This window comes from Hyalangium versicolor, from assembly GCF_020103695.1.
GTDB lineage: Bacteria > Myxococcota > Myxococcia > Myxococcales > Myxococcaceae > Hyalangium > Hyalangium versicolor.
This window is the reverse complement of sequence record NZ_JAHXBF010000018.1, coordinates 112,731-135,653: the sequence shown is the minus strand read 5'-3', so window position 1 is coordinate 135,653 and position 22,923 is coordinate 112,731. Positions and strand designations below refer to the sequence as shown.

General features: G+C 68.0%; 20 protein-coding genes. 11 read left to right on the top strand and 9 right to left on the bottom strand.

Annotated features, from left to right (window positions below):
* Positions 1-4: 4 nt before the first annotated feature.
* The 8 genes from nrfD to KY501_RS33445 form a co-directional block, all read right to left on the bottom strand.
* The gene (nrfD, locus tag KY501_RS33480; protein WP_224367749.1) at positions 5-1,456 is read right to left on the bottom strand and encodes an NrfD/PsrC family molybdoenzyme membrane anchor subunit; all 1,452 of its coding nucleotides are present in this window, start codon (positions 1,454-1,456) and stop codon (positions 5-7) included.
* 2 nt (positions 1,457-1,458) lie between these two features.
* Positions 1,459-4,767, bottom strand: coding sequence for a TAT-variant-translocated molybdopterin oxidoreductase (locus KY501_RS33475; protein ID WP_224367878.1), 3,309 nt, complete (start codon positions 4,765-4,767; stop codon positions 1,459-1,461).
* Complete coding sequence (locus KY501_RS33470; protein WP_224367748.1) at positions 4,764-5,426, bottom strand: cytochrome c3 family protein; 663 nt, start codon at positions 5,424-5,426, stop codon at positions 4,764-4,766. Before KY501_RS33470 ends, KY501_RS33475 begins: the two co-directional genes overlap by 4 nt.
* A gap of 474 nt (positions 5,427-5,900) precedes the next feature.
* On the bottom strand, positions 5,901-6,266 hold the full coding sequence (locus tag KY501_RS33465) for an HNH endonuclease (RefSeq protein ID WP_224367747.1): 366 nt from the start codon (positions 6,264-6,266) through the stop codon (positions 5,901-5,903).
* Positions 6,267-6,271: 5 nt separating this feature from the next.
* Complete coding sequence (pdeM, locus tag KY501_RS33460; RefSeq protein ID WP_224367746.1) at positions 6,272-6,925, bottom strand: ligase-associated DNA damage response endonuclease PdeM; 654 nt, start codon at positions 6,923-6,925, stop codon at positions 6,272-6,274.
* Positions 6,895-9,414 (bottom strand): ligase-associated DNA damage response DEXH box helicase, encoded by a 2,520-nt coding sequence (locus KY501_RS33455; RefSeq protein WP_224367745.1) that lies wholly within the window; start codon positions 9,412-9,414, stop codon positions 6,895-6,897. Before KY501_RS33455 ends, pdeM begins: the two co-directional genes overlap by 31 nt.
* Entirely contained in the window at positions 9,401-10,996 is a 1,596-nt protein-coding gene (locus tag KY501_RS33450; protein ID WP_224367744.1) for an ATP-dependent DNA ligase, read from the bottom strand. The genes KY501_RS33455 and KY501_RS33450 overlap by 14 nt, the downstream gene beginning before the upstream one ends.
* Before the next feature lies 1 nt (position 10,997).
* Positions 10,998-12,020: a ligase-associated DNA damage response exonuclease gene (locus KY501_RS33445; RefSeq protein WP_224367743.1), complete on the bottom strand. Its 1,023-nt coding sequence runs from the start codon at positions 12,018-12,020 to the stop codon at positions 10,998-11,000.
* Positions 12,021-12,206: 186 nt separating this feature from the next.
* Here KY501_RS33445 and KY501_RS33440 point away from each other — a divergent pair, with 186 nt between their 5' ends.
* The 11 genes from KY501_RS33440 to KY501_RS33390 all read left to right on the top strand — a co-directional run bounded on the left by KY501_RS33440 (position 12,207) and on the right by KY501_RS33390 (position 22,324).
* Complete coding sequence (locus tag KY501_RS33440) at positions 12,207-13,058, top strand: SH3 domain-containing protein (RefSeq protein ID WP_224367742.1); 852 nt, start codon at positions 12,207-12,209, stop codon at positions 13,056-13,058.
* A 113-nt stretch (positions 13,059-13,171) separates the two neighbouring features.
* Positions 13,172-14,665 carry an anthranilate synthase component I family protein gene (locus KY501_RS33435; protein WP_224367877.1) on the top strand — a complete coding sequence of 498 codons (1,494 nt, stop codon included), beginning with the start codon at positions 13,172-13,174 and terminating at the stop codon, positions 14,663-14,665.
* Entirely contained in the window at positions 14,662-15,225 is a 564-nt protein-coding gene (locus tag KY501_RS33430) for an anthranilate synthase component II (protein WP_224367741.1), read from the top strand. The genes KY501_RS33435 and KY501_RS33430 overlap by 4 nt, the downstream gene beginning before the upstream one ends.
* A 43-nt stretch (positions 15,226-15,268) precedes the next feature.
* Positions 15,269-16,081, top strand: a complete 813-nt coding sequence (gene bla, locus KY501_RS33425) for a subclass B1 metallo-beta-lactamase (protein ID WP_224367740.1) — start codon at positions 15,269-15,271, stop codon at positions 16,079-16,081.
* A gap of 13 nt (positions 16,082-16,094) precedes the next feature.
* A complete protein-coding gene (locus KY501_RS33420; RefSeq protein ID WP_224367739.1) occupies positions 16,095-16,568 on the top strand; it encodes an SRPBCC family protein in 474 nt (157 codons plus the stop codon).
* Between the two features lie 285 nt (positions 16,569-16,853).
* Positions 16,854-17,267: a hypothetical protein gene (locus KY501_RS33415; RefSeq protein WP_224367738.1), complete on the top strand. Its 414-nt coding sequence runs from the start codon at positions 16,854-16,856 to the stop codon at positions 17,265-17,267.
* 147 nt (positions 17,268-17,414) lie between these two features.
* The gene (locus KY501_RS33410) at positions 17,415-17,744 is read left to right on the top strand and encodes an acyl carrier protein (protein ID WP_224367737.1); all 330 of its coding nucleotides are present in this window, start codon (positions 17,415-17,417) and stop codon (positions 17,742-17,744) included.
* Positions 17,741-18,802, top strand: coding sequence for a type III polyketide synthase (locus KY501_RS33405; protein ID WP_224367736.1), 1,062 nt, complete (start codon positions 17,741-17,743; stop codon positions 18,800-18,802). The genes KY501_RS33410 and KY501_RS33405 overlap by 4 nt, the downstream gene beginning before the upstream one ends.
* Before the next feature lie 14 nt (positions 18,803-18,816).
* A complete protein-coding gene (locus KY501_RS33400; protein ID WP_224367735.1) occupies positions 18,817-20,625 on the top strand; it encodes an AMP-binding protein in 1,809 nt (602 codons plus the stop codon).
* Positions 20,626-20,654: 29 nt separating this feature from the next.
* Positions 20,655-21,743, top strand: coding sequence for a methyltransferase (locus tag KY501_RS33395; protein ID WP_224367734.1), 1,089 nt, complete (start codon positions 20,655-20,657; stop codon positions 21,741-21,743).
* 56 nt (positions 21,744-21,799) lie between these two features.
* Entirely contained in the window at positions 21,800-22,324 is a 525-nt protein-coding gene (locus tag KY501_RS33390) for a GNAT family N-acetyltransferase (RefSeq protein ID WP_224367733.1), read from the top strand.
* Positions 22,325-22,337: 13 nt separating this feature from the next.
* Here the strand turns inward: KY501_RS33390 and KY501_RS33385 are convergent, their stop codons facing one another.
* Complete coding sequence (locus tag KY501_RS33385) at positions 22,338-22,922, bottom strand: histidine phosphatase family protein (RefSeq protein WP_224367732.1); 585 nt, start codon at positions 22,920-22,922, stop codon at positions 22,338-22,340.
* Between the last annotated feature and the right edge of the window lies 1 nt (position 22,923).

The following is a 22,923-nucleotide window of genomic DNA, read 5'->3' as shown; positions in this document are numbered from 1 at the left end:
GGCTCTAGTGCGCTCCGTGGGTGACGGTGCCGGCGGGGGCCGTCTCCGCACCGTGGCTGCCGTGGTGGTGGGCGGCGTTGTGCTTGAGCTCGAACTGGAGCTCCTTCACCTCGCTGATGGCCACCGCGGGCACGAACTTGAGGAACAGCATGAACAGGGTGCCGAACAGGCCCAGCGTGCCGACGTAGATGGTCCAGTCCACCCAGGTGGGCGTGTAGATGTCCCACGAGGAGGGCAGGAAGTCCTGGTGCAGTGAGGTGACGATGATGATGAAGCGCTCGCACCACATGCCGATGTTCACCATGATCGCCGCCACCCACATCACCGGGATGCTGGTGCGCAGCTTCTTGAACCAGAAGATGTTCGGGGTGATGACGTTGCAGGCGATCATCAGCCAGTACACGCCCGCGTAGGGGCCCCGGGCGCGGTTCACGTAGAAGGTCCAGATCTCGTACTCGCTCTGGGAGTACCACGCCACGAAGTGCTCCATCATGTACCCGTAGGACACGATGAGGCCGGTGGCGAGGATGACCTTGTTCATGTTCTCCAGGTGCCGGTCGGTAATCACGTCCCGCAGGCCCATGTACTTGCGGGCGGGGACCATGAGGGTGATCACCATGGCGAAGCCGGAGAACACGGCGCCGGCGACGAAGTAGGGCGGGAAGATGGTGGCGTGCCAGCCGGGCAGCAGCGACACAGCGAAGTCGAAGGACACGATCGTGTGCACCGAGAGCACCAGCGGGGTGGAGATACCCGCCAGGATCAGGTAGCCGATCTTGTAGTTGTGCCAGTGCCGCCCGGAGCCGCGCCAGCCGAGGCTGAAGATGCCGTACGCCAGACGCTGCGCCTTCGTCTTGGACGAGTCACGCAGGGCGGCCAGGTCCGGGATGAGGCCGATGTACCAGAAGAGGATGGACACCGTGAGGTACGTGGAGATGGCGAACACGTCCCACACGAGCGGCGAACGGAACTGCGGCCAGGCGCCCAGGGTGCTGGGGTAGGGGAACAGCCAGAACGCGAACCAGGGGCGGCCGGTGTGCAGCAGCGGGAAGAGGCCCGCGCACATAACGGCGAACAGCGTCATCGCCTCGGCGAAGCGGTTGATGCTGGTGCGCCACTTCTGCTGGAAGAGCAGGAGGATGGCGGAGATGAGCGTTCCGGCGTGGCCGATACCGACCCACCAGACGAAGTTGATGATGTCGAAGGCCCAACCCACCGGCTGGTTGTTGCCCCACACGCCGATGCCGTTGGCCAGCGTGTAGCCCACGCCGAGCACCAGGCCGCCCAGCGCGGTGAGGGTGATGCCGAACAGCATCAGCCAGCCCTTGCCGGGCTTCTGCCAGACGTAGTCCAGCAGCGTGTCATTGAGCGTCTTGTCGTCGTGGTGCGGCGCGACGAGGTGCCGAGGCTCGAGGGGGTCGATCGCGACGTCGTGTGCGGCGGCGGTCTCGGCCATGGTCAGTGCTCTCCTTCATGGGCCTGGGGCGCGGAAGCCAGGGCGGGATTCGGGTTGCGCAGCCGCACGAGGTGGACGGTGCGAGGCTGGGTGCCCAGCTCGTGCAGCAGCCGGTAGTGGCGGTCGTCGTTGTGCAGCTGCGTGACGCGCGCCTTCGGGTCATTCAGCGAGCCGAAGCTGATGGCCTGCGTGGGGCACGCCTGCTGGCAGGCCGTCTGCATCTCGCCCTGCTTGCCCGGCTCCACGCCCTCCTCGAAGGCGATCTTCCGGCGCTCGATGCGGGCGGTGATGCGCGAGCGCTCGATGCGCTGGACGCAGTAGGTGCACTTCTCCATGACGCCGCGGTTGCGCACCGTGACGTCCGGGTTCATCAGCATCTTCTCGGTGGGCTGCTTGCCCTGCCGGTCCAGGCCCTTGGTGTAGTGCAGGTAGTTGAAGCGGCGGACCTTGTAGGGGCAGTTGTTGGAGCAGTACCGCGTGCCGACGCAGCGGTTGTACACCATGTCGTTGAGGCCCTCGTCCGAGTGGACGGTGGCGTTCACCGGGCAGACGTACTCGCAGGGCGCCTTCTCGCAGTGCACGCACATCACCGGCTGCATGATGAGCTGCGGCTCGGCGTCCGGCTCCGCGTGGTTCTCGTAGCCGCCCTCGAAGATGCCCTTGCCGGTGAAGTACCGGTCGATGCGCAGCCACTGCATCTCACGGCTGCGGGACACCTGATCCTTGCCCACCACGGGGATGTTGTTCTCGGCCTGGCAGGCCACCACGCACGCGGCGCAGCCGGTGCAACGGGCCAGGTCGATGGCCATGCCCCACTTGTACTCGACTTCGTCGTACTTGAAGGGCGGGAGGTTGTTCTCCTCGCTCTCGGGGGAGTCCAGGTCTCCGCGGGTGCGGACCATCGCCGCACGGGCCCGGCTGATGTGCTCGCCCGGCTTGGCCTTCTCGGCCTTCTTGCTCCACTCGTCCAGGGTGAAGTCCAGGGCGATGGGGCGGCCCGCGGTGCTCCAGTGCTGCTGGGTGGAGATGAGCTTGTAGGTCTCGCGCGTCTTGGTGAGCTTCGCGCCGCCGTCGAACCACGGCGCGTTCACGCTGCGGATCTTGTTGGCGTTGTAGCCCTTGCCGTGAGCCGTCGTCTCATGCAGGCCGGTGCGGCCGTAGCCCAGGGACAGCGTCACCGCGCCGTCCGCGTGGCCCGGCATGACCCACACCGGGGCCTGCAGGGTGCGGCCGCCGTAGGAGACCTCGACCACATCGCCGCGCTCGACGCCGAGAGCCTTGGCGTCCTTCGGGCTGATGAGCAGCGGGTTGTCCCAGACGAGCTTGGTGATGGGGTCCGGCAGCTCCTGCAGCCAGGAGAGGTTGCCGAAGCGGCCGTCGAAGACCTTGTAGTCCGGGATGAAGTTGATCTCGAACTCTCCGGCGGCCGGAGCCGTGTACGCGGAGATGAGGCCGGCGGCGGCCTCCACGTTGCCGGTGGTCTCCAGCGGCGTGGCCGTGCTGCCCGGGACGATGCCCACGGAGACCAGCTGCTCCCAGTGGGACTCGAAGTCCGGCAGGGCCGTGGCCTGGCCGCGCCAGAAGTCGCGCAGCAGCTGGTGGGACGGGCGGAAGGGCTCGTCCAGGAAGAGCGCGAGCAGCTCGGACTCCGGCACGCCGTTGAAGAGCGGCTGGATGAGCGGCTGGGCGATGGACACCGTGCCGTCGAACGAGCGGCCGTCCGACCACGCCTCGAGCTGGTGCGCCGCCGGGACGAACCAGTCCACCAGGGCGGACGTCTCATCCTCGAAGAGCGAGGTGTAGAGGACGTTGAGCTTGCTGCGCTCCTTGTTCTGGTCCGGATCCAGCAGCTCGGTCAGGCCTGCGTCCACGGGCAGCGCATACACCGGGTTCCACGCGGTGATGACGAGCGTGTCGACCTTGCCGCCCTTGATATCCTCCACCAGCTCGCGGATGCCGGCCAGGCCGGTGTTCTCCGCGATGGCGGGCACGTAGCGCACCGTCTTGCCGATGGCGCCCAGGGCCGTGTTGATGGCGTGGGCCAGGGCATGCACGGCGGCGGGCTGGCGATCACCGGCCACCACCACGCAGCGGCCCGCGGCGTTGCGCAGGTCGCCCGCGACGGCGCCGATCCACTTCTCGGCGTGGGCGGGCGCGGCGGACTTGGAGGCAGCCGCGGCGGCGAACCCGGCGGCCGGGCCACCCAGGGCCTGGGCCAGGCCGGCGGCCACACCCAGGATGTCCGCGGACCGCACGCGCAGGCGGTGGTCCGCCATGCCGCCGGTGATGGTGTAGCGCGGCTCCGCCACGTAGAGGCGGTTGATGCTGCCCAGCTTCGGGTCACGCCGGTTGGCGAACTGGCGCGAGTAGGTCAGCTTCGAGGAGTGGCACTCGAGGAAGTCGCCATCCAGCGAGACGATGATGTCCGCCTGGCTGAAGTCGTACAGCGGGGTGTACGGCTGGCCGTAGATGGCGCGGGTGGCCTCGTGGGCCCCGGTCTCGGCGATGCCGGTGTAGCTGTGGAAGCGGGCGTTGGGCAGCTTCTGCTGGAGGCGGGTGCGCAGGTGCCCCAGCAGCGGCGAGTTCAGCGGCTCGGTGAGGAAGCGGATCCGGCTGCCGCCGTCGGCCGGGGCGGCCTTGCTCACCTGGTTGGCGATCTCCTCGGAGAGCGTGCGCAGCGAGCGCGGGCTCTTGCCGTGGCGCAGCACGCGGGCGCGCTGCGGATCGTACAGGGAGAGCAGGAAGGCCTGCTCGAAGGCGCCGGCCGCGCCCTGGTTCACCGGGTGCTGGGGGTTGCCTTCCACCTTCACCGGGCGGCCCTCTCGGGCGGTGATGAGCAGGCCGGAGGTCTGGCCCGCGAACGTCATGCCCGACGCGTAGTGCAGCGGGTTGCCCGGAGCGAGCTCGGGCGGCGTCTTGGTGAAGGGCACCATCCGCTCATCCGGCGGGCGGGTGGAGCAGGCGGTGGCGCCGGCCAGCGCCAGTGAGGCGCCGATGAGCTGCATGAACTCGCGGCGGGCCACGCCGGTGGGCGGCAGGTCCGCGCCCTCGGGGAACTCGGGGCCTACGGCCTCCAGGTACTCGGGCTTGCCGAGCCGCTCCTCGAGACTGCGCCAGTACGTCCTGCCGTAGCCGTTCTCGGAGGCGGGGCCGGAGGCAGCGGCCTGGTCCAGCGCGTGGCCGACCTCGTCGTGCTCGTGCGGGTGGGCGTGATCATGCTCCTCGGCGGCCTCGGCCCGGTTGGACACCACCGGGAGCGCGAAGGAGGAGGGGGTATCCTGCGACGGAGCGCCGTCGTTCTTCGGGTTCATCGGTGGCATGTGGAGCAGCTCGTCCGCGAGTGAACGTCGTAGTCCTTCGCCAGCTTGTCACCGAGGGCGGCGGCTTCCTCGGGCTTGGCAGGCGGGGTCCAGGTCATGCTGGTGATGTATTCGAGCGGCCGCAGGTGGGGCTTCGGGTTGCGGTGGCAGTCCAGGCACCAGCCCATGGTGAGCGGCTGCTTCTGCTCGATGGCGGCCATCTCGTCCACGCGGCCGTGGCAGCTGTAGCAGCCAACGCCCTTGTTCACGTGGATGGAGTGGTTGAAGTAGACGAAGTCCGGCAGGTTGTGCACGCGGACCCAGGGGATGGCGCGGTCGGTGAAGAAGGCCTCGCGCACCTTGGCCAGGTACGGGCTCTTGTTCCACACCTGCGCGTGGCAGGACATGCACACCGTGGTGGAGGGGATGCCCGCGGAGGGCGACTTCTCCACCGTCCAGTGACAGTACCGACAGTCGATATGCTCGTCACCGGCGTGGTGGCGGTGGTCGAACTCGATCGGCTGATCGTACGGGCGCTGCATGTTGGTGCCGTACGGCGAGCGCACGTACGCCATCAGTCCTCCGATGGCGATTGCGGGCACGGCGAGAAGGCCCGCGGCGGAGAACCGCGAGACCGTGTTCGTCCAGCGTGGAAACAGAGGGCCGCTCATACCAGGACCAGGGGCAAGCAGGGGACAACGGTGGAACGTGACAAGGAGGGGAACGAGCCGAGCGGAGGGAAAGCCGCGGGGGGCAGGGCCAATAGAGGCCTCATCTCGTCGGAGGAGTCAGGGCGACGCTTGGAGCGCACGCAAGGCATGGCAATCACGATCAAAATCGGTGACCAGAATCCTGAAGAGATGCCGCGGGCGGGTCCCTCTCTTCTGCTCCCGTCCCAACGCGGCGCGCGACCATCGACCATCGACTCCCGACTGTCAACCTTCTTTCGTTGGCTGTCAGACCCGCCGGGTTGCGCAAATAGCACAGCGCGACATGCAAAGGTGCAGCGAGCCTGTGTCGGGTGATGACGTTCTCTTCTGGCAAGCGATAGGGGCGTTGAAGCGCGCGTGGATCAGCGGCCTCCCAAATGGTCTCGAGGACAGGTGGGAGCAGCCGGGGTGATGCGGCCCATCAGGGACTGGGGCTCAGTCCGGCTCGGAGGCGTTCAGAGCTCTCCAGCGTTCGCGGCGGCGCTCTTGGAGCCGGGCGACGAGCTGCTGGGCGCGCTCATCCTTGAGATAGCGCGGGTCATGCCGCGAGCCCTTGCCCTGGTTGCACCGGGCGCACGCCAGCCCGAGGTTCTCCAGGGCATCGGTGCCGCCGTGGGTGCGGGGGATGATGTGCTCGATGGTGGCGCGGCTGATGGGCTCGCCCTTCAGATCCACCAGGAGGTGGGCGTTGCAGTGCAAGCACTTTCCGAGCCAGACCTCCTGGCCACGGAAGTCGGTGCGCTCGAAGGTGGAGTCGGTGGCGATGATGTCGAGGACGCGGCGGCGCTTGGCTGCACTCATGGGGCCTACACCTCGACGACGGCTTCCTCGGCGATGACGAAGATGCGCTCGCCTGAACGGCGGTTCATGTCCAGCCCGCCGGTGAAGGCGCTGAATGCGGGAAGTATGCCGACCGATGCACCCAGGTGGAAGCAGGGCAGGCGCAGGCGGTCGGCTCCATGGGACAGGCGGACCACGGGGTGCAGGTGCCCGGCCCAGCTGTAGCGACCTGTGGCGGGCTCGGGGTGGTGGGCGAAGCGGAAGGGGCCCTCGTCCAGGTGCTCCTCATGGACGTCCAGGCGCCACTCGGGGGGGAGCGACTTCAGGTGCCGGTCGTGGTTGCCGCGGACCAGGACCATCTCCACGTCGGGATGGCTGGAGCGCCAGGTGGCGATCCGGTCACGGACCGTGGGGGTGATGCCTCGCTTGGAGTGGATGAGGTCTCCTACAAGGAGGAGCCGCCGGGCTCCGGTGCTCGTGAGGGCGCGGGAGAGGCGCCGCAGGTCGTCCTCCAGGACGCCGGCGGGGAGGGGGATGCCGTGTTGCTGGAAGCTCTCGGGCTTGCCCCAGTGGAGGTCCGCCACCGCGAGCAGGTGGGCTGCGGGCCAATAGAGGGCACGTTCGGGGAGCAGCTCCACCTCCGTGTCGCTCACGCGGATCTGGCATCTTCGCGTTGCCATCGCTCCTTGAGTCGCTCGACCCGCTCCAGGAGTGACTCATTGGAGAGGCTGGCGCTGATGCGCTCGACGACGAGCGGGAAGCCGAGCGGCGTGGGCCGCCGGACGGGGATGAGCTCCAGGGGTGAGTGCTCCAGGCGCTCCAGGGTTCCGGCGAGGCGGTTCTGTTCGAAGTGCTGCTCCAGGACTTCGCGCCGGGCTTGGACGAGCAGCAGGTTGTCCGGGTCGTATTTGAGGAAGACGTCGTAGAGCAGTGAGGAGCTGGCCTGGACCTGGCGCGTGGACTTGCGAGCGCCGGGCAGTCCTGGGAGCACCAGCCCGGCCACCCGCGCGATGTCCCGGAACTGGCGCCGGGCGAGCTCGCTCAGGTTGACGCTCTCGAGGATGTCCTCCACCAGCCGCTCGCGAGTGAAGAGCTCGGGGCGAAGGGCTTCCTCGAAGGGGAAGTCGTGCGGCGTGAGGAACTCGATGCCGTAGTCGTTCACCGAGAGGCTGAAGGTGGCCTTGCGCAGGCGGGTGAGGCGCAGGGCCAGCAGGGCGGCCAATCCCTCGTGCACCAGCCTGCCCTCGAATGGGTAGAGGAAGAGGTGGTGCCCTTCACGCGTCTCGCACGTCTCGGCGAGGCAACTGCTCGCGGCGGGGATGCGCGACAGGCGGGCCTGCGCATCGAGCACCGGCCAGGCGGCGGCCAGCTCCTCGGCGGTGACGTCTCCATGGCGGGCGGCATGCAGCGTCCTGCGCACCGCCGCGGCCAGGGAGCCAGAGATGGCCAGCCGGCCGCCATACCAGCGAGGCGTCTGTCCGGCCTTGCCCTTCGCGGGCTTCACGTAGGCCGTCATGTCCTTGAGCCGTCCGAACTCCAGCCGCTTGCCCGCGAAGAGGAAGGTGTCTCCGGGGCGGAGGCGGCTCACGAAGGACTCCTCCACGGTGCCGATGCGCCCTCCGCTCCAGTAGCGGAGCTGGACGGTGGAGTCCGAGGAGATGGTGCCGATGTTGAGCTTGTGCAGCCGGGCGATGCGCGCATCCGCGACGATGAAGCGGCCCTCATGCTCCACGACGCGGCGGAACTCGGGGTAGGCGCGCAGGGTGGAACTGCCCTCGCGCACCAGGGCGAGGGTCCACTCGAACTCCTCATCCGTGAGGTGCTGATAGCTGGTGGCCTCGCGGACCTCGGTGCGCAGGGCATCGCGGGTGAAGCCTCCGCCCATGGCGCACGTGACGAGGTGCTGCGCGAGCACGTCCAGGGGCTTGCTCAGCGGGAGCCGGGGCTCCACCTCTCCGCGCTGGAGGGCCTCGCGGGCGGCGGCCATCTCCACGAGTTCCAGCGCATGCGTGGGGACGAAGAGCAGGTGGCACGTCTCTCCGGGTCGGTGACCGCTACGTCCCGCGCGCTGGAGCGAACGCGCGATGCCCTTGGGGCTGCCGATCTGCACCACGCGCTCGACCGGGCCGAAGTCCACGCCCAGGTCCAGCGAGGAGGTGCACACCACGATGCGGACGCTGCCATCCTTGAGGCCCCGCTCGACGCGCTCGCGCTCCTCGCGGTCGATGGAGCCATGGTGCAGGGCGATGAGGCTCTCCCATTCGGGGCGGGCGAAGCGCAGCCCTTCGTACCAGCGCTCGGCCTGGGAGCGGGTGTTGGTGAACAGCAGCGTGGTGCGGTCCGGGTCGAGCCACGCGCCTACCTTCTCCAACATGGAGAAGCCCAGGTGTCCGGCCCACGGGAAGCTGTCCACGCTGTCCGGCAGCAGCGTGCTCACCTCGATGGGGCGCTCGATGTCCGCGCTCAGCAGGGTGGGCCGGGCCTGGGTGCCGACGACGGCCTGGGCGGCGGTCTCCAGGTTGGCGAGCGTGGCGGACAGCGCCCACGTGCGCACGCCCGGGGCGAAGCGGCGAAGACGCGCGAGGGCCAGCTCCATCTGCGTGCCGCGCTTGCTGCTGAGCAACTCGTGCCACTCGTCGACGATGACGGAGCGCAGGCCGGCAAAGAGCTCCGAGGCGCGCTCGTTGGAGAGGAGCAACGACAGGGACTCGGGAGTGGTGATGAGGACCTCAGGGAGCCGGTCGCGCTGGCGCTGGCGCACCGAGGAGGAGGTATCTCCGGTGCGGCTCTCCACGGAGATGTCCGCGTCCAGTGCCTCCAGCGGGGCGAGCAGGGCCAGCTCCACGTCTCGGGAGACGGCACGCAAGGGCGTCACATAGAGGATCTGCAGGCCCTTGCGCCCACCCTCGGCGACATCGGCGAGCGGCCCCATATAGGCGGCGTAGGTCTTCCCTGCACCGGTGGGGACGTGGATGAGCCCGCTCTCGCCGCGCGAGTACACCTCCCAGGCCTGTTCCTGGAAGGGATAGGGCGTCCACCCGCGCTCCTGGAACCATCCGCGAAGCCGCTCGAGCGGCCTGCGGGTGTCTCTCTCCTTATAAGGAGGTGCAGGGACGACAGGCTTCTTCGGCCGGGCGGGCCGTCGAGCCCCTCGCTTACTGCTGGGCATGGAGCAGCTCCTGGAGGCTCGTGAGGGAGTCGGCATCCTGGGGCTTCTTGTCCAGGCGCCAGCGGGCGATGCGAGGGAAGCGCAGCGCGACGCCGGACTTGTGGCGGGGCGAGGCGGCGATGCCCTCGAAGTGCAGTTCGAAGACGTGCTCGGGCGTCACCGAGCGCACGGGGCCGAACTTCTCCTTGGTATGGGCGCGGATCCACCGGTCGAGCTGGGCGATCTCCCGATCGGTGAGCCCCGAGTACGCCTTGGCCACGGGCAGCAGCTCCGGGCCGTTCCACACAGCGAAGGTGTAGTCCGTGTAGAGCGAGGAGCGGCGCCCGTGCCCCGGCTGCGCGTAGAGGAGCACCGCGTCCACGGTGAACGGATCGATCTTCCACTTCCACCAGTCTCCGCGCTTGCGGCCGTGCTGATAGGTGGACTCGAGGCGCTTGAGCATGAAGCCCTCGACGTTGCGCTCGCGAGACTCGTGGCGCAGCTTCGCCAGCTCCTCCCACGAGTCCGCCTCCACGGCGGGCGACACGGTGAATCGCGGCTTGTCCTTCAGCAGGGACTCCAGCCGCCAGCGGCGCTCGCGCAGAGGGAGGTTGCGAAGGTCCTCGCCGCGCTCCTCCAGCAAGTCGTAGGCGATGAAGGAGGCAGGGGCCTCGGCAAGCACCTTGGCCGTCAGCTTCTGCCGGCCGATGCGCCGCTGCAGCCGGCTGAAGGGCAGGGGGCGGCCGTTCTCGTAGGCGAGCACCTCACCGTCAATCACCGTCCCATCCGGAAGGGACTCGGCGGCTTCGATGATCTCCGGGAAGCGCTCGGTGATGAGCTCCTCGCCGCGGCTCCACAGATACACGTCGCCCTGGCGGCGGATGAGCTGCCCGCGGATGCCGTCCCACTTCCACTCGATGAGCCAGTCCTTGGGCTCGCCCAGAGTCTCCACCGGCTGCTCCAGCGGCGAAGCCAGATAGAACGGATACGGTCGGGACACATCCCCGTCCGATACGTCGGGCGAGAGCAGTTGCTCGAAGAAGGCACGCGACGGAGCCCACGTTCCCATCAGTCGGTGTGACACAGTGGCCGGAGGCAGGTTCGCCACCTGTGCCACGGCGCGCACCACCAGCGTGTCCGAGACGCCCACGCGCAGCTCGCCGGTGAGCATCTTGTTGAGGAGGAACAGCTCGCGCCGGGGCAGCACCTTCCACCACGAGAGTACTTGCTCCCGCTGCTGAGCGACGTCCAGCTCCTTCAGCGGAAGCAGCCGCTCCTCCAGCCACCAGGACAAGGGCATCTCCTCGGGAATGGCAGGGCGCTCGTACTGATCGAGCAACAGGGCGATGACCTCGGCCAGATCGCCAACGGAGGCATACACCTCGGCGAAGAGCCAATCAGGAATGCCGGTCAGCTCCTGCGTCCAGGGCACCAGCACCTTCGAGGTCAGCAGTCGCTTCAGGCGTCGGCCGGTGAGGAAGTACAGCGCCCAGGCCGCGTCCTGGGGTGGAGCGTCCCGGAAGTAGCGCGCCATCGCCTCCACCTTGGCGTTGGTGGAGGTGGTGGAGTCGAGCGCGTCATAGAGGTCCGCGAAGCGCCGCATCTCAGTCCTCCTCCTCGCCCTCGAAAGGAGTGGAGAGGGGCGCGGCATCCAGCCCCTTCTCGCGCAGATAGCGCGCGAGCGGCTCGCTGTAGCCGTGGGTGACGAGCACCCGGCTCGCCTGTGTCTCCTCCACCGTGCGCAGCAGCTCCGGCCAGTCAGCGTGATCCGAGAGCACGAATCCGCGATCGAATCCGCGCCGCCGCCGGTTGCCGCGCACCCGCATCCATCCGGAGGCAAACGCCGTGGCGGAGTCCCCGAAGCGGCGCATCCACGTGGATCCACCCGCGCTCGGAGGTGCCAATACCAGTGCTCCCGCGAAGGATGCGCCCTTCTCCGTCTCCGAGACGAGCTGCGTGGGCAACATCCGCACGCCGGCCTCGCGGTAGCACCCGACCAGCCCGTTCACCGCGCCATGGACCAGCACGGGCCGGTCCGTGAGCCGCGCCAGCTCTCCCAGGATGCGTTGCGCCTTGCCCAGCGCGTAGCAGAACAGTACCGAAGCCCGTCCCGCCTTGCGGTTGCCGTCCCACCAGCGAAGGATGTCCTCGGCCACCAGACGCGGATCATCCCAGCGGTAGATGGGCAACCCGAAGGTGGCCTCGGTGATGAGGGTGTCGCAGCGCACCACCTCGAAAGGGACGCACGTGGGGTCCGGCGTGCGCTTGTAATCGCCCGAGACGATCCACACCTCGCCCTGGTGCTCGATGCGGATCTGCGCGCTGCCGAGCACATGGCCCGCCGGGTGGAAGCTCACGGTGACATCGCTCACGGTGAGGCGCTCGCCATACTCCAGCGTGGCCAGCTCCGCGTCGGCCCCGAGCCGTTTGCGCAGCAGTCCTTGTCCAGCCCGAGCCGCCAGATAGCGCTGGCTTCCACCGCGAGCGTGGTCCCCATGGGCGTGGGTGATGAGGGCCCTTTCCACCGGGCGCCAGGGATCGATGTAGAAACCCCCGGGCGGGCAGAAGAGTCCCTGGGGCGTCACCGAGACCAGCGGCGGTCTGTCCTGGAGCGAAGTGGCACCCAAAGTCTCTTTCAGTTAACGACGCTACGGGTTGGAGGCCACAGGCAGGAGCAGGCAGGTCACCTGTCACCTCCGGGAGCGAGGGGGCAGCCGTGTCGCAAATCCTTTCAGCTCCACTGAACCCGAGGGAACTTTCATGGGGCCAGCGGGCAGGGGATAACTCCTGTGTCAGCCCCCCGACGGACCTCCATGGCGCCCGCTCTCCTGCTCTCCCTCCTTCTGTCGCAGCCGAAGATCCTCCTCTACGCGGCGCACGGGGACTCGAACGAGCTGGCCTCCTACGACGTCTCCACCTGGGAGCCTGGACACAAGCTCTTCACCGCCGTCGATCAGGCGAGCCTGCGAGACGAGCCCAACGAAGAGGCGGCCGTGGTGGCTTCGCTCCCGATGGGCTCGCCCGTCACCGTGGTGCAGCGCTCCGGGGAGCGGGTGCGGGTGATCGACCGCGTGGACTACTGGTACCTGGTCGAAGCGAAGGGCGCCAACGGTCGCACCGTGAAGGGCCACCTGTTCGGCAACCTCCTCACGCCGCTGCGGCTCGAAGGAGACCTGGACGGCGATGGCGAGAAGGAGATCGCCACGGTGGCGATGACTTCGGACTTCAAGATCCGGGTCCGGGTGATGGAGCCCAAGCTGCCTCCGAACCAGCGCGTGGCGAACGTGGACCTGCAGCCGGCCGGCTCGGGGCTGGGAGGCTCGGCCAAGGTGTCCCTGGTGGAGGCGAGGAAGGCGGGCGTAGCCCTGCTCATGGTGGAGTCCCTCCCCGAGGCTGACAGCAACAGCTTCAAGGCCTTCCTCAGCTACGTGGTGCCGAACCACAAGCGCGGCGAGCTCGGCACGGTAATGGAGTCGCTCACACTGGCGGAGCTGGTCGCTCCACCCATGGTGGTCCGGCACGTCGTGTCATTCGACCGAAGGAGGAAGCGGCTGCTCTCCGTGGAGACCCGAAAGGGCGAGCTCAAGAGCGGAAAGACCGTGAAGGTCCGGCACGTGTATCAGTGGAAAGACGGCCTCTATATCGAGGAGCGGAAGCGGCGTTAGGGCTCCGTCGTTCGTCACACATTGCCCCCACCCCGGAGAAACAGGGCGGGCCCCTTTCCAGGGGAGTATCAGGTGGAGGAAACTCTCCAGAAGACCCCCGGGGTGACATGACGATGAACGCACAAGAGCGGAAGGCGGCGTATCGCCAGCGCGCGGAGAAGGGGGAGGCGGTCCCTGTCTCGGTGGAGATTCCCGCCGATCTCGACACACCGCTGTCGGCGTACCACAAGCTCGGGCCGGGGCCTCGGGGGTTCATCCTCGAGTCCTGCCACGGAGGCGAGCGCTTCGGGCGCTACAGCCACGTGTGCACCGCGCCCACGGGCCGCGTCCGGCTGGACCGGAACGGCGCCACGGTGTGGCGGGGCGATCGCGAGGAGCGTCGCGAGGGCAAGCCACTGGACGTGCTCCGAGCGCTCTGGCGCGAGCATGCGGTGGCCTCGCTGCCGGGAGAGGCGCCCTTCCTGGGCGGGCTGGTGGGCTACCTCGGGTACAACTGTGTCTCCTGGTTCGAGCGTCACGTGCCGGACCGTCACTCGAATGACTTGTCGTTCCCGGACTCCGAGTGGCTGCTGAGCGAGGAGTTCGTCACGCACGACACGCGCACCCAGTCGCTGCGGCCCACGGTGATTGCCCGGCCCGCGCTGCACGGGAGCGTGGCGCAGGCGCTGAAGGATGCGGAGGAGCGCGCCGAGGCCATGGCCGAGCGCCTGCAGAGGCCGCTCCCTCCCGAGGCCTATGCCCCCGCCCCGAAGATGCGCGGCGAGCCCGAGCCCATCGTCCACTGGGACCGCGCGGGCTACGAGGTCGCGGTGGAGCGCGTGAAGGAGTACATCCGCGCGGGTGACTGCATGCAGGTGGTGCTCGCGCGGCGCTTCGAGTCGCGTGGAGCTCCGCCTCCGCTGAGCCTCTATCGGGCGCTGCGGCGGGTGAACCCATCGCCCTACCTCTTCCTGGTGGAGCTGGGTGAGGCCCGGGCGCTGGTGGGAGCCTCTCCGGAGCTGCTCGTGCAGGTGCGTGACGGGGATGTGGTGGTGCGGCCCATCGCCGGTACGCGCCGCCGAGGTGCCACCGAGGCCGAGGACCAGGCCCTGGAGAAGGAGCTGCTCGCGGACGAGAAGGAGCGCGCCGAGCACATGATGCTGCTGGACCTGGGGCGCAACGACGTGGGCCGCGTGGCGGCGCCGGGCTCGGTGCGCGTCGAGGAGAAGATGGTCATCGAGCGCTACAGCCACGTGATGCACATCGTCTCGCAGGTGCGCGGCAAGCTGGGCACGCAGTACGACGCGCTGGATGCGCTGGCGAGCACGTTCCCGGCGGGCACCGTCTCGGGAGCGCCGAAGATCCGGGCGATGCAGATCATCGACGAGCTGGAGCCCATCCGGCGCGGGCCCTACTCGGGAGCGGTGGGCTACCTGTCCTTCTGCGGCACGCTGGACGTGGCCATCGCGCTGCGGACGTTCTTCGTGGATGGAGACCGGACGCTCTGGCAGGCGGGCGCGGGGCTGGTGGCGGACTCGGTGCCCCGGCTGGAAGCGGACGAGACGGAGGCCAAGGCCCGGGCGCTCGGCGCCGCGCTGAAGCTGGCTCGCGAGGGAGGTGGACGATGATCCTCGTCATCGACAACTACGACTCGTTCACCTTCAACCTCGTGCAGCTGCTCTTCACGCTGGGCGCCGAGGTGAAGGTCGAGCGCAACGATGAGATCGACGCCGCGGGGGTGATCGCCTCTGGAGCGTCTCACGTGGTGGTGTCGCCGGGTCCCTGCACGCCGTACGAGGCGGGCGTGAGCATGGCGGCCATCCGCGACGCGCGGGTGCCGGTGTTCGGCGTGTGCCTGGGGCACCAGTCCATCGGCGCCGTCTTCGGCGGCAAGGTGATTCGCGCGCCCGAGCCGGTCCACGGCAAGACGACGGCGGTGCGGCACAACGGAACGGGACTCTTCACCGGGGCCTCGCAGGGCTTCCAGGCGGGCCGTTACCACTCGCTCGTGGTGGAGGCCTCGACGCTGCCGGCGGAGCTGGAGGCCACGGCGTGGACTCCGGAGGGGCTCATCATGGGCCTGAAGCACCGCGAGAAGCCCATCGTGGGCGTGCAGTTCCACCCCGAGAGCGTGCTCACGCCCGAGGGCCCCACGCTGGTGAAGAACTTCCTGGAGGGCCGCTACTGAGCAGGTAGAAGTTCTCTCGGTCTCTCTCCCGAGGTGAACATCGATGAAGGCTGTCCCCTCTCGCCGGCTCTGCGCATGGGCCCTGCTCGCGCTGAGTGTGTCCTGCGCGTCTTCTCGTGGTCAGGCTGACGCGGCTGGTTCCCAGAACGCGTCAGTGGAGGCCCCAGGAGGGGCTGCTCCCAGCCAGGGCGAGTACACCCTGGCCGAGGACGTGAGCGTGCGGCGCCTGGCTCCGGGCGTCTGGCTCCATACGACGCTGGGGAGTGGTGACTACAAGCACATTCCGGCCAACGGGTTGATCATCGAGGACGGTGACGGCTCGCTCCTTGTCGACACCACGTGGAACGCGCAGCAGGCCGAGCGGCTGCTGGTGTGGGCCGAGGAGGAGTTGCACCGCCCGGTGCGTGCCGCCGTGGTGACGCACTTCCACAGTGACCGGACTGGCGGTGTGCCTGCCCTCACGGCCCGGGGGCTTCCGGTGTACGGGCTGGCGGAGACGGCGCGGCTCGCGGCCGCCAGCAAGGAGCCGGTCCCCACGCGCACCTTCGAGGGGGGGCAGACGCTGGGGTCGACCGAATTCTTCTTCCCCGGAGCGGGTCACGCTCGCGACAACATCGTGGTCTGGCATCCGAGCAGTGGCGTCTTGTTCGGTGGCTGCTTCGTGAAGGCCGGTGATGCGAAGGATCTGGGCAACCTGTCGGATGCGGACACGGCGGCCTGGCCGGCGAGCGTCGCCCGTGTCCAGGAGCGGTTCCCCCAGGCGCGCATCATCGTCCCGGGGCACGGCTTGCCCGGAGGCCCCGGCCTGCTGACGCACACCCAGGAGCTGCTCCGCGCCAGTCCCTCCACCCAGTGAAGGAGTCCACGACATGGGACACAGCCACGTCCGTTTCCGAGCCACCCTCCACGCTCCGATCGAGCTCGTGTTCGCGCAGCTCACGGACCACGAGGACATGCGCAACTGGCCCGGAGTCACCGACTGCCGGCTGATCCGCGAGGGGACACCGCGCAACGGAGTGGGAGCCATCCGCGTTGTCTCGCACCCGCTCCACTCCGTGACGGAGGAGGTGAACCTCTACGAGCCTCCTCACCGCTTCGGCTACTCCATCATCAAGGGGCCGCCGATCCGCCACCAGGGGACGGTGACGCTCGTGGAGCGCGGTGAGCGGACCGAGCTCGAGTGGGACGTGAAGCTGTCCAGCCGGATCCCGCTGCTAGCCCAGGTCCTCGGCAGGTTCGTCAAGCGCGGCCTGGGCCATGTCTTCGCCACGTACTTCATCCCCAAGGTCGAGGCGGCGGCCCGTTCGGGAACCCGGCCCTCCGGCCCACAGTCCGTGAGCTGAGCCTCCCTCTGTTCACAAAGTCATGGATCTCCCGCGAGGTGTTCATACAAGTCGCGGATTTCCATCTGCGTGTCTGTGCTTGTTTGTGCGAGCCCGTCTCAATGCTTGTCGGAAATCCCGGCGCTCCCGTGAAGATGGTAGCTACCTGAGAAGATCCGCAGTGTCAGCTCCCGCACGTGGGGGTGAGCCGGCGCAAGCGCTACGCGTTATAACATCCAGGCTGAGACAACATCCGGGGCGGCTCCGGATTGAGAATCATCCGAGACGGCTCGGGGGGAGAGCACCGTGGGTAACCAGCGCGAGTGGGTGTTTGGGAAGCACAAGGCACATCTCGAGGGCACGGACGTGCTCTTGGTGAAGATGGGAGGACCCGTGGGCGCCGACGACGCCAGGGCCCTGATCGCCATCTATCAGGAGCTGTCCGCGGTGCAGCCCTTCTTCGCCATCATGGATGTCTCGGGCTTCGTCGCCAACGCGGACGCGCGCAAGGTCTTCACGCAGGAACTCCGGCAGGAGTGGTTCCTGGGCATGGTCTTCGTGGGGGCCAGCATGGTGGAGAAGGCCGTCACCAAGGCCATGACGGTGGCGCTCTACCTCGCCGGTAAGTGGAAGATGGAGTTCCTCTACACCGACACCACGGATCAGGCGCGCGCCACCATCGGCGAACTGCGCAACAAGCGGCTCGCCGCCACCGGCTAGAGCGCACCCTCCACACACACACACAACCGCCGCTGCGGGCTCATGGCATGAGCTCCAGCGGACTTTTTACGTCTTGGACACTACCTATTGAGTTGTGTCGGGCCGAAAATTGTGGTCTACCTGCTGAGTAGGATGGGAACTCGGCGGATGCACAGACTTGAACCCGCGCCGCGCCGCGGGCCGGCCCTGGACCGGGATGAGCTGGTGGCGTGGATGCAGGACGCCATCCGCGAGATTCGGCTGGATCTCTCGCGTGAGCAGGTGGAGGAGGAGGCCTCCCTGGTCCATGACCTGGGCTTCGACTCCCTGGCGCTGGAGGGCCTCATGGCGCGGGTCAAGGCCCGCTTTCCGAGCGTGGACCTGACGCCCTGGTACATGCGCGCCGCGCAGCACGGCCAGGACTCGCTCGCGACCCTTGTCGACTTCCTGTTGCAGATGGATGCCCGGAATCCCCCCCGGGAAGGAGACGAGACATGAATCATTCCCGAGAGCGCCTCTTGCCTACCGTCATGGCGATCCGGTCGGCACCGCCCCCGTTCCGACTCACCCAGGAGGAGTTTCACTCGGGGGTGGCTCGGGATTGGTACCAGGGGCTCGGTGACATCGAGCACCTGATGGCCCAGACGCGCGTGCGCCAGCGCTGGATGTTCTGGGATCCGCGCCAGGAACTGGCGGGTCGGGTGCGCGGCACGGGGGACCGCATGCGCGCGTTCGAAAAGTCCGTCATCGGCGTGGCCCAGCAGTCCGTGGAGGCCGTGCTGGAGGGGGTCGAGCGGGATCGGGTGGGCAGCTTCGTGACGACGACGAACACGGGGTACTTCGCTCCGTTCATCGATTGCGTCATTGCCCGGCGGTTGGGGCTGAGCAGCTCCCTGCGACGGACGGTCATCGGGAGCATGGGGTGCTTCGCGGCCTTCAACACCTTCAAGGTCGCGCTCGACAGTCTGGCCGTGCGTCCCGAGGAACTCGTGCTGCTGAACTGCACGGAGGCGAGCTCCATCAGCATGCAGCCGACTCCCAACAAGGAGCAGGCGGTCGTCCAGTTCCTGTTCGGGGACGCGAGCGCCTCCGTGTTGATGGGCAGCGCTCCGGAGGGAGAGGGGCTCCAGTTCCTGCGCACCCATACCGAGCAGCTCTATGAGACGGCGGAGATGATGACCCTGCGTCTGACGGACGAGGCCTTCCGGATGACGCTGTCGCCCTTCGTGCCGTTCGTGCTGGCGGAGAACATCGAGGCGTTCCTGGAGAAGCTCCTCGCGCCGATGAAACTCTCTCGCGGAGACATCCGGCATTGGGGCATCCACCCCGGGGGACCGAAGATCATCGAGTTCCTCACCCGGAAGCTCGAGCTGCGGCCGGAGCAGTCCCGGGCCTCGTGGCACGTGCTCGAGAACTACGGCAACTGCGCCGCGGCCGCCACGCTGCTCGTGCTGGAGGAGATCCTCCGCGAGGACAAGCCAGTGCGAGGAGAGTACGGCGTGCTGATGGCCTTCGGTCCCGGGCTCACCGTCGAAGGTGCGCTGGTGCGCTTCTAAGGAGGAAGATTCAGATGGAGCGTCAGACGATACAGATGGTGCTGGGGCCTGGGGCCGTACGGCATCCGGATCGGCAGGAGGTTCTCCCACCGGGAGCGCCCGCGTCGCTGCCGCCGGTGTTCACACTGGGAGAGCTGCTCGAATACCGGGTCCGTGCCACGCCCGAGTCGGTCTTCGGCTACTTCATCGACGTGGAGGAGCGGGTGACCCGGGTCTCCTGGCAGGAGCTGCGGCTTCGTGCTGGGAGTCTGGCCCTGGGGTTGCGCCGCCAGGGGGTGGGGCCTGGGGACCGCGTGCTCTTGTCGCTGCAGACTTCGCCCGAGCTGCTGGAGGGCTTCTTCGCGTGTCAGCTCCTCGGGGCCATTCCCTGCCTCAGTGAGGCGCCGGGCCTCGGGCGTGGGTTGAGGTCATGGATGGAGCGTCTGATTCCGAAGCTCCGGGTGCTCGAGCCTCGCGCCATCGTGACGGAGGGAGGCGCGGCCCGGCCCGTCGCGGATGGGCTGGCCGAGCTCCTGGGGCAGGCACGGCCCTCGGTGCACGCGGTGGAGGAACTCTGGTCTGAGGGCGATGTGGTGGCGCACCGGAGCCGCCCGGAGGACATTTCCTTTCTCCAGTTCACCTCGGGGACGACGCTTGCCGCGCGGGCGGTGACCTGCACGCATCAGGCCCTGCTGACCAACGCCCGGTGCGTGGCGGGCTCCGGCGGACAGCAGTGGCTCCAGAGCGATCTGGTGGTCGGGTGGCTCCCGCTGTTCCACGACATGGGGCTGGTTGCGACCACGCTGTCGGGGATCACCCATGGCGTTCCCGTCGCGCTGATGCCTCCGGCGGCCTTCATCACCCGGCCCACGCGGTGGCTCTGGGCGATGCATGTGCTGAGGGGCTCGCTCTCGTTCGCTCCCAACTTCGCCTACCAGCTCTGTCTCAAGCGTGTTCAGGAGGCGGAGGTTCAGGGGCTGGATCTGAGCTCGTGGCGGATTGCCTACAATGGTGCGGAGTTCGTCCACGCCGACACGGTGCGCCGCTTCGCCGCGCGCTTCGCGGCCCATGGCTTCCCGGCGCAGGCGACCGTGCCGTCCTATGGCATGGCGGAGATGGTGGTCGCCGTGAGCTTCCACGAGGCAGGGGTTCCGCTCACCGTCGACACCGTCTCTCGGAGCCAACTGGCTCGCGACGGGCGGGCGGTGCCGGTGCCCGCGAATGCTCCCGATGGGCTCGAAGTCGTCTCCGTCGGGCGGGTGGTTCCCGGGCACGAGGTGCAGATTCGAGGCGATGACGGCCGAGTGCTGGGGGACCGGGAGCAGGGGCAGATTGCCCTTCGTGGGCCCTCGCTCTTCCAGGGCTACTACCGGGATCCGGAGTCTTCGCATGAGGTGCTCCAGGACCGCTGGCTGCTCACTGGGGACATGGGCTACCTCGTTGATGGGCAGCTCTACATCTCGGGCCGTTGCAAGGACCTCATCATCCGAGGCGGGGAGAACTACCACCCCTACGTGATGGAGGGCGCCGCCTCCGCTGTCGCCAAGGTGCGGGAGGGCTGCGTGGCCGCCGTGGGGTTGGCCAATGGCGCTACTGGGACCGAGGACATCGCCATCGTTTTCGAGACGGCGGAGTCGGACCCGGAGATCCTCCGCCAGCTCCGTTTGCAGGTGGAGGAGCAGGTGCGGCGCGTCAGCGGACTGCGGCCGGACCATCTGCTTGCCGTGCCTCCACGCACGATTCCGAAGACGAGCAGTGGGAAGATCCGGCGCGGTGCCGTCCGTGAAATCGTCCTGCAGCACCTTGCGACCGAGCGGGCTGGAAGGCTCGCCGTCGGTTCCTGAGCTTGTTCCTGTCATCCCCCCCGAGAACCATGCGCAATCCCCGTCCAGCCCCCGCCCTCCTGCCCGCTGCTGCCCGCTCGGTGCAGGAACTGTTCGACCCCCTCCTTCCACCGCCGCTGCTGACCATGTACCTGGCCGGCGGGACGATGCTCATCTCCCGGGTGATCTACATCGCCGCGGAGCTGGGATTGGCCGATCTGCTCGCGCAAGGGCCCCGCGACGTGGACGAGCTGGCGAAGGCCACGGAGACCGACCCGGACTCGCTCTTCCGGGTCCTGCGAACCCTGGAGGCCCTGGGACTTGTCACGCAGGACTGTGAACGCGTGTTCCAGAACACGCCCCTGGCCCTGGGGCTGCGCTCGGATGTGCCGGGCTCCATGCGGGCGTGGGTGCGCTACTTCGGGGGGGCCTGGCACTGGCATGCCTTCAGTCAGGTGCTCGGGCCGGTGAAGACCGGGAAGACGATTCCCGAGAATTCCTATGGTGCTGGCCTCTTCGACTTCTTCGCGACGTCTCTCGAGCACGCGCAGCGCTTCGATGAAGCGATGACCAGCATCTCCGACGGCATCAATGCCCTGTTGCTGTCAGCCTATGACTTCGCGGGCTTGCGCTCCGTGGTGGATGTCGGGGGAGGCCAGGGGCGCCTGCTGGCGGAGATTCTCCGCATCCGTCCAGAGATCCAGGGCACGCTCTTCGATCGGCCCGAGGTCATCGAGCGCGCCCGGAGACCGGGGATTCTGGCGGATTATGAGCGAGCCGGTCGTTGCCAGTTCGTGGGCGGGAGCCTCTTGGAGTCCTTGCCCCCCGCGCACGACGCGTATCTCTTCAAGGAGGCCCTCCACCACTGGAAGGATCCCGAGGTGAGGCAGATCCTCGAGGTGACGCGCGAGGCCGCGGGTGGTCCCGGCAAGAAGATCCTGATCATGGAGATGTGCGTCGATCCCATTCCGGAGAACGCCCTCGCGGGCAAGTTGTTGGACTTGCTCATGCTGGCCATGCTGGGTGGACGCGAGCGCACACCGAGAGAGTTCAAGCTGCTCCTCTCGCCCGCGGGCTTCCAGATGACGCGCGTGATTCGGACCCTGCCGTACACCCTCATCGAGGGCGTCTCGATCTGAGCGCGTTTCTTCTCTGGGGGGGAGGGGAGATACAACATCCTGTCGAGGAGGACAGGATGACTCAGGAAGTCGTCGTACGGCGTGTCAGCGCCAACGAGGCCGCTGCCTGTGTGGAGGCGCTGGCCGACGTGCTGATCGATTGTGTCGAGGGTGGCGCGTCCGTGAGCTTCATGCTTCCGTTGCCGCGCGAGAAGGCCGTGGCGTTCTGGCGCAAGGTCGCTGATGGCGTCGCGCGCGGGGAGCGCGTGCTGCTCGTCGCCGAGGCGGATGGGCAGCTCGTCGGCACGGTGCAGATGATCACCGCGATGCCCGACAATCAGCCGCACCGCGCCGACGTTGCCAAGATGCTCGTCCACCGCAAGGCCCGCCGGTGTGGCATCGCGCAGCGGCTGATGGCGGCCCTCGACGACGAGGCGCGCAAGGAAGGCAAGACGGTCCTCGTGCTGGATACGGTGACCGGCAGCCAGGCGGAACGGCTCTACGAGCGCGCCGGATGGCAGCGTGTGGGCATCGTCCCCAAGTACGCCTTGATGCCGACGGGCGAGTTCTGCGGGACCACGTTCTTCTTCAAGCACCTCTGAGCATTCATGCCGCTCACAGGTGGGTGGTGTCGTTCCACTTCATGAGGACAGGTTGCTCGCCGTCCCATCCGAGCACGCTGATGGACGCGGTGCTCAAGGTGAAGAGGCGCCCATCCGTGGGGGGCAGGCCCAGCCAACGGGCTCCGAGCACTCGCAGCAGGTGGCCGTGGGAGAAGAGGAGCACATTGCCCTGGATTCGCCGGGCCTCCTCGATGACCCGGTCCGCCCGGGCGCCCACCTGCTCCACTGTCTCGCCCTCGGGGACGCCGTCCTTCCAGATCTTCCAGTCGGGAACTTCGGCGTGGATCTCCTTGGAGGTCTTCCCCTCATAGGCGCCGTAGTCCCACTCCATCAGATCCGGATTCGGCCGAGCGATGACGCCATGGCCCGAGAGGGCACACGTCTCACTCGCGCGGCGCAGGGGGCTCGTCCACACCGCGGCGAAGCTCCAGGCGCACAGGGGCGCGTGCAGTGCACGGCCCATCCGCTGCCCATCCTCGAGCAGCGGAATGTCGGTGCGTCCGGTGTGCTGGCCACTCCGGCTCCAGGCCGTCTCTCCATGGCGCACGAGGACGATCTGGGGCGAGAGGGGTTTCATG